The sequence below is a fragment of the Rhodococcus sp. OK302 genome (assembly GCF_002245895.1).
Taxonomy (GTDB): domain Bacteria; phylum Actinomycetota; class Actinomycetes; order Mycobacteriales; family Mycobacteriaceae; genus Rhodococcus_F.
On the sequence record NZ_NPJZ01000001.1, the window covers coordinates 2,651,415 to 2,661,000 of the forward strand.

Annotated in this window: 9 protein-coding genes; 7 read left to right on the forward strand and 2 right to left on the reverse strand. The window is 61.3% G+C overall.

All coding sequences use genetic code 11. The features are described 5' to 3' along the window. Positions 1-88: 88 nt before the first annotated feature. Both BDB13_RS12295 and BDB13_RS12300 read right to left on the reverse strand, forming a co-directional pair. Positions 89-817 carry a GTP pyrophosphokinase gene (locus tag BDB13_RS12295; protein ID WP_094271888.1) on the reverse strand — a complete coding sequence of 243 codons (729 nt, stop codon included), beginning with the start codon at positions 815-817 and terminating at the stop codon, positions 89-91. Positions 818-870: 53 nt separating this feature from the next. Beyond that, positions 871-1,470 carry an SACE_7040 family transcriptional regulator gene (locus tag BDB13_RS12300; RefSeq protein ID WP_094271889.1) on the reverse strand — a complete coding sequence of 200 codons (600 nt, stop codon included), beginning with the start codon at positions 1,468-1,470 and terminating at the stop codon, positions 871-873. A 98-nt stretch (positions 1,471-1,568) separates the two neighbouring features. Here BDB13_RS12300 and BDB13_RS12305 point away from each other — a divergent pair, with 98 nt between their 5' ends. Genes BDB13_RS12305 through BDB13_RS12335 form a run of 7 tightly spaced genes read left to right on the forward strand, consistent with a single transcriptional unit; the run spans position 1,569 to position 9,098 of the window. Beyond that, positions 1,569-3,188: a carboxyl transferase domain-containing protein gene (locus BDB13_RS12305; RefSeq protein WP_094271890.1), complete on the forward strand. Its 1,620-nt coding sequence runs from the start codon at positions 1,569-1,571 to the stop codon at positions 3,186-3,188. 5 nt (positions 3,189-3,193) lie between these two features. Beyond that, positions 3,194-5,224 (forward strand): acetyl-CoA carboxylase biotin carboxylase subunit, encoded by a 2,031-nt coding sequence (locus BDB13_RS12310; RefSeq protein ID WP_094271891.1) that lies wholly within the window; start codon positions 3,194-3,196, stop codon positions 5,222-5,224. Beyond that, on the forward strand, positions 5,224-6,387 hold the full coding sequence (locus tag BDB13_RS12315; protein ID WP_094271892.1) for an acyl-CoA dehydrogenase family protein: 1,164 nt from the start codon (positions 5,224-5,226) through the stop codon (positions 6,385-6,387). The genes BDB13_RS12310 and BDB13_RS12315 overlap by 1 nt, the downstream gene beginning before the upstream one ends. Next, positions 6,384-6,869 carry a MaoC family dehydratase gene (locus BDB13_RS12320; RefSeq protein ID WP_094271893.1) on the forward strand — a complete coding sequence of 162 codons (486 nt, stop codon included), beginning with the start codon at positions 6,384-6,386 and terminating at the stop codon, positions 6,867-6,869. The genes BDB13_RS12315 and BDB13_RS12320 overlap by 4 nt, the downstream gene beginning before the upstream one ends. After that, positions 6,866-7,699, forward strand: a complete 834-nt coding sequence (locus BDB13_RS12325; protein ID WP_094271894.1) for an HpcH/HpaI aldolase/citrate lyase family protein — start codon at positions 6,866-6,868, stop codon at positions 7,697-7,699. Before BDB13_RS12320 ends, BDB13_RS12325 begins: the two co-directional genes overlap by 4 nt. Continuing rightward, positions 7,696-8,451 (forward strand): CoA transferase subunit A, encoded by a 756-nt coding sequence (locus BDB13_RS12330; protein ID WP_094271895.1) that lies wholly within the window; start codon positions 7,696-7,698, stop codon positions 8,449-8,451. The genes BDB13_RS12325 and BDB13_RS12330 overlap by 4 nt, the downstream gene beginning before the upstream one ends. Beyond that, complete coding sequence (locus BDB13_RS12335) at positions 8,448-9,098, forward strand: 3-oxoacid CoA-transferase subunit B (protein WP_254922796.1); 651 nt, start codon at positions 8,448-8,450, stop codon at positions 9,096-9,098. The genes BDB13_RS12330 and BDB13_RS12335 overlap by 4 nt, the downstream gene beginning before the upstream one ends. Positions 9,099-9,586: the final 488 nt, after the last annotated feature.

The window sequence follows — 9,586 nt, forward strand, 5'->3', positions numbered from 1 at the left end:
CGAACCTCCAAGTGAGCGAACGGTACGCCCGTCGCATTGGATCGACCGAAAGGTACGTTCGCTCCGAAAAGGGGGACGTCGCCGCCAGTCAGAGACCGCGTTGTAGGCGCAGTGCTTCGAGGAAGTGCGCCGGAACCGTCTGATCGAGCAGTTCGTCGTCCGGGTGAGGCAGGGCCTTGATTTTATTGAACTCGTCGTTGAGACGCTCCATCTTCACATCCAAACGGTGGGCTGCCGCGGCGGCCTCGGTGAGTTCGTCGATCAGTTCGATCGGGACTGCACGGTTGTACTTGTAGTAGATCTTGTGTTCGAGGCTGGCCCAGAAGTCCATTGCGATGGTTCGGATCTGGAGTTCGATCGGGACGTATTGCACCCGGTCACTCATGAAGACGGGAACCTCGACGATGAGGTGCAGGCTCTTGTAGCCGTTCGGCTTGGGGTCGGCGATGTAGTCTTCGCGCTCGATAACCCGCAGGTCGGACTGGCTGGTGAGCATCTCGGCGATGCGGTAGGTATCCGAGATGAAGCTGCAGGTGATGCGCACCCCGGCGATGTCGAAGATGTTCTTCGAGATGTCGTCGATGGTCAGGGGGATTCCCAGCCGCTCGGCTTTACGCAAGATGCTTTCGGGTGATTTGACCCGGGAGGTCACGTGCTCGATGGGGCTGTACTGGTTGATGTGGGTGAACTCGTCCTTGAGGATGTTCACCTTGGTCATCAACTCGGCAATGCCGAATTGGTACATCATCATGAATCGGGAGAACTCGGTGCGCAGTTCGGCGAACTCGGTTCGACTGATTGCGCTGCTGTCTTCCACGTTCGGCACACCCTCATCTATTAGCTGGTGTAACCAGTCTGCCACTGATGCCGTCATGTCCGGTTCAGTGCGGCGAGGGTCATATCGCGCAGGACGCGGCGAGTGCGGGCCGGCGACGCCGGATTTGCACTGTGTGGAGTGGAGTTGATCAGGCCGAATGTGGCGTGAGCCTTGATGCGGGCGTCTTCCTGATCGAGCGTCGGATCAAGTTTTTCGAGGACATCTACCCACACTTCGACGTACTTGCGTTGCGTCTGGCGGACTTGTCGACGTGCGTCGGCCGGGAGGCTTTCGAGGTCGCGGTCCTGGATGCGGATGAGATCGGGTTCGCCGAGTGCGAAGTCGAGGTGAAACTCCACGAGGGCATCGAGTGCGGAGATGGGGGAGTCTGCTGCGTCTGCCGCCGCAGATCCGCCCTCGTACAACCGGGTGCTGATGCCGACCAGGAGCTCGACCAGAACGGAGTCCTTGTTGGGGAAGTGGCGGTAGACGGCCGGGCCGCTGATGCCCACGGCAGCGCCGAGATCTTCCAGTCGCACGCTCACGAATCCGCGTTCGGCGATCAACCGTGCGGCGGAGTCGAGGAGTTGACGACGACGGTCGGCTTTCATCTGATCGCGTCGCGTCGGAGCGGCTACCTGCTCAGAGGTCATTTTCTTCGATCTTTCTCGGCTGTGATCTGGACAACTCAGTTAATCATAGTTAATCTAGTTTCAGTTATCGAGCATTAACTCATGGCGAAGGCGGCGGGATGACTCCCAGTGGAATCACGCAAGGATCGGGATACCGATCCGATCACACCGTTCTGGTGGAGGAACTGAAGAAGAAACTGGCACAAGCTGCACTCGGCGGCAACCAGAAGTCGCGAGATCGGCACGTCAGTCGCGGGAAGTTGCTACCGCGAGATCGGGTGGATTCCCTTCTCGATCCGGGCAGTCCGTTCCTCGAGTTGTCGCCGCTTGCGGCCAACGGTCTGTACGACGACGAGTGCCCCGGTGCCGGTGTCATCACCGGAATCGGCCGTGTCTCCGGCCGTGAATGCGTCATCGTTGCCAACGATGCGACGGTCAAGGGTGGTACCTACTACCCGATGACGGTGAAGAAGCATCTGCGCGCACAGGAAGTGGCGCTGCAGAACAACCTCCCGTGCATCTACCTGGTCGACTCGGGCGGAGCATTCCTGCCGCGCCAGGACGAGGTATTCCCGGACCGCGAGCACTTCGGGCGCATCTTCTACAACCAGGCGACCATGAGCGCCAAGGGAATTCCCCAGATCGCGGCGGTACTCGGTTCGTGCACCGCCGGCGGCGCGTACGTTCCCGCGATGAGCGACGAGGCCGTGATCGTCCGAAACCAGGGCACCATCTTTCTTGGTGGTCCGCCGCTGGTGAAGGCTGCGACGGGTGAGATCGTGACGGCCGAAGAGCTCGGCGGCGGCGACCTGCACTCCAAGGTTTCCGGTGTCACCGACCATCTGGCCGAGGACGACCGCGACGCACTTCGTATCGTGCGCAACATCATTGCCACTCTCGGGCCACGCTCGGAGCGTCCGTGGGATGTGATTTCGACGGTTGAGCCCATCGCCGATCAGAGCGAACTCTATGACGTGGTGCCCACGGATTCACGCACGCCGTACGACGTGCACGAAGTGATCACGCGCCTCGTCGACGGCGGCAAATTTCAGGAATTCAAGGCTGAGTACGGCAAGACCTTGGTCACCGGATTCGCCCACATTCAGGGCCACCCGGTTGGCATCATCGCCAACAACGGTGTGCTCTTCGGCGAATCCGCCATGAAGGGTGCACATTTCATCGAACTGTGCGACAAGCGCAGTGTTCCGCTGCTGTTCCTGCAGAACATCGCGGGCTTCATGGTTGGCCGGGACTACGAGGCCGGCGGAATCGCGAAGCACGGCGCAAAGATGGTCACGGCCGTCGCCTGCGCACGCGTTCCGAAGCTGACCGTCGTCATCGGTGGTTCCTACGGCGCCGGCAATTACTCCATGTGTGGACGGGCGTATTCGCCTCGCTTCCTGTGGATGTGGCCCAATGCGCGTATTTCGGTGATGGGCGGCGAGCAGGCGGCATCAGTACTGGCGACGGTCCGAAGCGACCAGGTGGCCGGGGCGAGCGCAGCGACGGGGGTTGGTCCCAGTGCGGGCAACCCGTGGTCGGCGGACGACGAAGAGTCGTTCAAGGCGCCGATCCGTGAGCAGTACGAGGCGCAGGGCAATCCGTACTACTCCACCGCACGGCTGTGGGATGACGGCGTGATCGACCCCGCCGATACCAGAACTGTTCTCGGCCTGGCTCTCTCGGTGTGTGCAAACGCGCCGATCGAGCCGGTCTCCTACGGCGTCTTCCGGATGTGAGAGTAATGACTGAGATTCGTACGATTGATACCGTCCTCGTCGCCAATCGTGGCGAGATCGCGGTTCGCGTGATCCGCACGTTGCGTGAGATGGGAATTCGCAGCGTCGCCGTCTACAGTGACGCCGACGCGAATGCTCGCCACGTCCGTGAGGCAGACACTGCCGTCAATATCGGACCGGCACCCGCCCGCGAGAGCTACCTCGTCATCGACAAGGTGATCGATGCTGCCAAAGCAGCCGGAGCCCAAGGTATCCATCCGGGTTATGGCTTCCTGTCGGAGAACTCGGCATTCTCGGCGGCCTGCGCGGCTGCGGGTATCGCGTTCCTCGGACCGTCCGAACACGCCATCGAAGTAATGGGCGACAAGATCACGGCGAAGAATGCCGTTGCGGCGTTCGGTGTTCCCGTAGTGCCGGGTATCGCCCGGCCCGGGCTGACCGACGAAGACCTCATCGCAGCGGCCGACGATATCGGATATCCGGTGTTGGTCAAGCCTTCGGCGGGCGGCGGCGGCAAGGGAATGCGGTTGGTCGAAGACCCCGCGAATCTCGCCGAGGCATTGCGTAGTGCACGACGCGAGGCAGCCTCCTCGTTCGGCGACGACACTCTGTTTCTCGAGCGATTTGTTCTGCGGCCCCGGCACATCGAGGTGCAGGTGCTTGCAGATCAGCACGGCAACGTCGTTCATTTGGGTGAGCGCGAATGCAGCCTGCAGCGCCGTCACCAGAAGGTCATCGAAGAGGCTCCGTCGCCCCTACTCGATCAGGTGACACGCGACCGTATCGGTGCCGCAGCGTGCAACACGGCTCGCAGCGTCGATTACACGGGCGCCGGCACTGTTGAGTTCATCGTCTCCGCTGACAAGCCTGACGAGTTCTTCTTCATGGAGATGAACACGCGACTGCAGGTCGAGCATCCCGTCACCGAAATGGTCACCGGACTCGATCTCGTGGAGTGGCAGGTTCGTGTTGCTACGGGGGAGAAGTTGGCCTTCGAACAGAGTGACATCACCATGACCGGGCACGCCATCGAGGCCCGCGTCTACGCCGAGGATCCGAGTCGTGGCTTCCTGCCGACCGGTGGCCGCGTCGTAGATCTGGTCGAGCCGAGCGGAGCCGGCGTCCGGGTCGATTCGGGTCTGCTCGCGGGCACCGTCGTCGGCAGCGACTACGACCCGATGCTCAGCAAGGTCATCGCGCACGCTCCCGATCGCGGCAGTGCTTTGCGCAAGCTTGACCGGGCATTGGCTGAGACCGCAGTACTGGGCGTGGTCACGAATATCGAATTTGCTCGATTCCTCTTGGCGGATCCTGATGTGATCGCGGGAAAGCTCGATACCGGTTTGCTTGATCGCCGCGTCGAAGACTTTGTAGCAGCGGACGCTTCGGACGACGTCCTGATCGCAGCAGCCGCTTACCGTTGGTTGCAGCGTTGGCCCCTGGCAAAGGACCCCTGGGATGTCCCGAGCGGCTGGCGCGTCGGCACGGCAGCTCCGACCAGCATCCGGCTCTCGGCCGGTACACGCATCGCGCACGTCGCGATCATCGGTGAACCATCCGACGCGAAGGTCGAGGTCGAAGGGGCACAGCCGCGCACCTTCACGGCAACGTTGGCGGGCTCCGCCTTGGCGGTTGTCATCGACGGACACCGACGCACGTTTGTGGTCGCCGAGACCGTCGGTGGACTGTGGCTCGCCGGCGACGGTACCTGGCACGTACGTGAGGTTGCCGAGGTGAGTGTGCGCGGCGAAGACGCCCATGCCGGTGACGCCGAGATCACCAGCCCGATGCCGGGAGCCGTGATCGCGGTGAATGTTGAAAGCGGCTCCGCAGTGAGTGCCGGGCAGCCACTCGTCGTGGTCGAGGCCATGAAGATGGAGCACTCACTTAGTTCACCGATCGACGGCATTGTAGAAGTACTGGTGAAATCAGGTGATCAGGTGATGGTGGACCAACTGCTGGCACGCGTCGTTCCTGTGGTGGACGACAGCGCCGAAGAAAAGACCGAGAACACGACTCCGAAGGAAGATGCCTGATGACCGATTACCTTGCCACCGGAGCGCTTCCGGACGAGTACCAGCAGTTGGCCAAGACTGTGGCCGACTTCGCGAAGACGGTTGTCGCGCCGGTTGCCGCGGAGCACGACGCCAATCACACCTTCCCTTACGAGGTTGTGGCCGGGATGGCGGAGATGGGGCTGTTCGGTCTGCCGTTCCCCGAGGAGTACGGCGGAATGGGCGGCGACTACTTCGCTCTCTGCCTCGCGCTCGAGGAACTGGGCAAGGTCGACCAGAGTGTTGCGATCACGCTCGAAGCGGGAGTGTCGTTGGGCGCCATGCCGATCTACCGTTTCGGTAACGACGCGCAGAAGGAAGAATGGCTGCCACAGCTCACCAGCGGCAAGGCGCTGGCTGCATTCGGATTGACGGAACCGGGCGCTGGTAGCGACGCCGGTGGAACCAAGACCACCGCCAAGTTCGACAGCGGACAGTGGATTATCAACGGCAACAAGCAGTTCATCACCAACTCGGGCACCGACATCACCAAGCTCGTGACGGTCACTGCGGTGACGGGCGTCAAGGACGGTGGCAAGAAGGAGATCTCGACCATCCTGGTGCCGACCACGACGCCGGGCTTCACCGCCGAACCCGCGTACAACAAGGTCGGCTGGAACGCGTCCGATACCCATCCGCTCACATTTGCGGATGTTCGTGTCCCCGAGGAGAATCTGCTCGGTGAGCGTGGCCGTGGCTACGCGAACTTCTTGCGCATTCTCGACGAAGGCCGTATCGCCATTGCCGCGCTGAGCGTCGGCGCGGCGCAGGGTTGTGTCGACGAGTCCGTCAAGTACGCCAAGGAGCGTGAGGCTTTCGGACGCCCCATCGGGCAGAATCAGGCCATCTCGTTCAAGATTGCACGCATGGAAGCTCGGGCGCATGTTGCTCGTACCGCGTACTACGACGCGGCCGCACTCATGTTGTCGGGCAAGCCGTTCAAGAAGCAGGCGTCCATCGCCAAGCTGATTTCCTCCGAAGCGGCCATGGACAATGCCCGGGATGCCACGCAGATTCACGGCGGATACGGCTTCATGAACGAATACGCGGTCGCTCGTCACTACCGCGACAGCAAGATCCTCGAAATCGGTGAAGGCACCACCGAGGTGCAGTTGATGCTCATCGCCCGTGAGTTGGGAATGTGAGCGCCCAGCGGATCATCCAGCGCGGACTGTGGTTCGAGGAGTTCGAACTGGGTGCGATCTACGAACATCGCCCCGGTCGCACGGTCACCGAAGCAGACAACGTCCTGTTCACGACGCTGACGATGAACACGCAGGCTCTGCACCTCGATGCTGCGTACAGTGAGGGCACACAATTCGGTGTACGCCTGGTCAATTCGATGTTCACGCTCTCGACAATCGTCGGGTTGTCGGTGGCGCAGTTGACCCAGGGAACCATCGTGGCCAACCTCGGATTTTCCGACATCAGTTTCCCGAAGCCACTTTTTCACGGAGACACTCTGTACGCGGAGACGTTGATCGCGGACAAGCGGGAGTCGAAAAGTCGCCCCGGCGAAGGTATCGTGACATTGGTCCATACCGGCCGGAACCAGCACGGTGACGTCGTGGCTCTGGCTACTCGAAAGACGTTGGTGCAGTTGCGCCCGGAAGGAGAGTCGTCATGAGTTGGACTGTGCCCGGTCCCTCGTGGTTGTTCTGCCCGGCGGATCGACCGGAGCGCTACGCCAAGGCTGCCGCGGCAGCAGACGTCGTGATTCTGGATCTCGAGGACGGAGTTGCGCCGGCCGACAAGGAAGCTGCGCGCATCGCGTTGATCGATACACCACTGGATCCCGAACGTACCGTGGTGCGGGTCAATCCGGTCGGCACGCGCGAGCATGAACTCGACCTTCTCGCGCTCGACGGTACTCACTATTCGCGGTTGATGCTGTCCAAGTGCGAGTCGGCGGACGACGTCCTGTCGTTGGCTCCGGCCGAGGTAGTTGCGTTGGTCGAATCACCGCTCGGCGCCCTGGCTGTCGCCGATATTGCCCTGGCCGCCAATACGATCGGTGTCATGTGGGGCGCCGAAGATCTGGTGGCGGGGCTCGGCGGAAATTCCAGTCGTCATCCGGACGGTACATACCGGGATGTAGCCAAGCATGTTCGCTCGAACACCCTTCTGGCGGCAAAGAGTTACGGGCGACTGGCGGTGGATTCGGTGTACCTCGATATCAAGGACCTTGACGGTCTGGGCGTCGAGTCCGCCGATGCCGTGGCTGTCGGGTTCGACGTCAAGGTAGCCATTCATCCCAGCCAAGTCGAGATCATTCGCGGTGCCTTTGCGCCCTCGGAGCAAGAAATCGACTGGGCCACAAGAGTTCTTGCGGCGGTGGCCACCGAACGCGGAGTATTCGCATTCGAAGGCAAAATGGTGGACGCCCCCGTTCTGCGTCACGCCGAAAAGCTTCTTCACCGCGCCGGAATCTTCTCACCGAAGGAGAGCAACGCATGAGCAAGGTCGTGAGTACTGCGTCTGAGGCAGTTGCCGATATCGCGAGTGGTGCCAGGCTCGCTGTCGGAGGGTTCGGACTGTGCGGAATTCCGGACGCGTTGATCGCTGCGATCGCAGACGGGGACGCCACCGATCTGGAGGTGTTCTCCAACAACTGTGGTGTCGACGACTACGGGCTCGGAATCCTGCTGGGTGCGCACCGCATAGCGCGGGTGACGGCGTCGTACGTCGGCGAGAACAAAGAGTTTGCACGTCAGTACCTTTCGGGTGAACTGGAAGTGGAGCTGACGCCGCAGGGGACACTCGCCGAGCGTCTACGTGCCGGCGGCACGGGCATTCCGGCGTTCTACACACCGGCCGGTGTGGGCACGCCCATCGAGGAAGGCGGCTTGCCGTGGCGCTACAACGCGGACGGTTCGATCGCGGTGGCTTCGCCGCCCAAGGCGACCGCTGTCTTCGCTGATCGTCGATACGTGTTGGAAGAAGCAATTACAGCGGACTTCGCCTTGGTTCATGCCGAAATCGGTGACACAGAAGGCAATCTCGTCTTCAACAAGACTGCAATGAACTTCAACCCGCTGTGTGCAATGGCGGGACGGATCACCATCGCGCAGGTGGAGAAGCTCGTCGAGCCCGGCGAGATCGACCCGGCGCATGTTCACCTGCCCGGTGTCTTCGTGCAACGAGTTGTGCATACGGGTATGCAGGACAAGAGGATTGAGAAGCGGACCATCTCAGGAGGTGCACAGTGAGTAGTGCAGAAGAAACTCGCATCGGGTGGACTCGTCACGAGATGGCGGCGCGTGCGGCTGCGGAAATGCGTCCGGGAGAGTACGTCAATCTGGGGATCGGTTTGCCGACCCTGATCCCGAGCTACCTGCCGGACGGAGTCAACGTTGTTCTCCATAGCGAGAACGGAATCCTCGGCACCGGACCGTATCCGGCCGACGACAAGGTTGACGCCGACCTCATCAATGCGGGTAAGGAAACTGTCACAGTCAACCCGGGCGCGGCGTTCTTCGACTCCGCACTGTCCTTCGGAATGATTCGCGGCGGTCACATCGACACTGCGGTCCTCGGCGGTATGCAGGTGTCGAGCACCGGTGATCTCGCCAACTGGATGGTGCCCGGAAAGATGGTCAAGGGCATGGGTGGCGCAATGGATCTTGTCCACGGTGCGCGCCGGGTCATCGTGGTAATGGAGCATACCGACCGGGACGGAAACCCCAAGATTGTCGAGCGATGCACGCTGCCGTTGACCGGGCAGGGAGTCGTTCATCGCATCATCACCGACCTTGCCGTGCTCGATGTCACATCTGCCGGAATCGCACTTGTGGAACTGGCTCCGGGCGTCGATGCCGAGCATTTGCAGAGTGTGACGGGCGTAACTCTGATCTGAGACATCGGTTCGTCTCTCGAAACGCGTCGGCCACTGGCCGACGCGTTTCGTCGTATTCGGGTGCACGACGGATGTCACATCTGCCCATCGCTGTCCGCATTGTCGGCATCAATATGCTGTTGAACAGCATGAATCATCAAGGTTTCGAAAGCCTGTACATTTGGTGAGCGGCTACGCGGGGGTGCGTGGCGCCGTGTGAAACTTGCTCGAATCCGACCGTTGGGTCGGCACGTGTGAAGGGGGAGTTGCCGGCGGTGTTCGTTGCATTGCTCGAAGTGTCGGCGTGGGGGTCGTGAAGCGGTTCGTTGCTGTAACGAACATCGACTGAGAACTCGATATGTCTGGGTGTGGCTTTGTCATGCCCAGGACACATCAGAGATGATGGATCGTTCTGGCTCATAGCGGGTGGATGAGATCGGTGCAGGCTTGTAGCGCAGAAGAGTGCGTTGGGGGCGTGTACGTAATGGTGTGGAAGAGAGGCTGTGGGC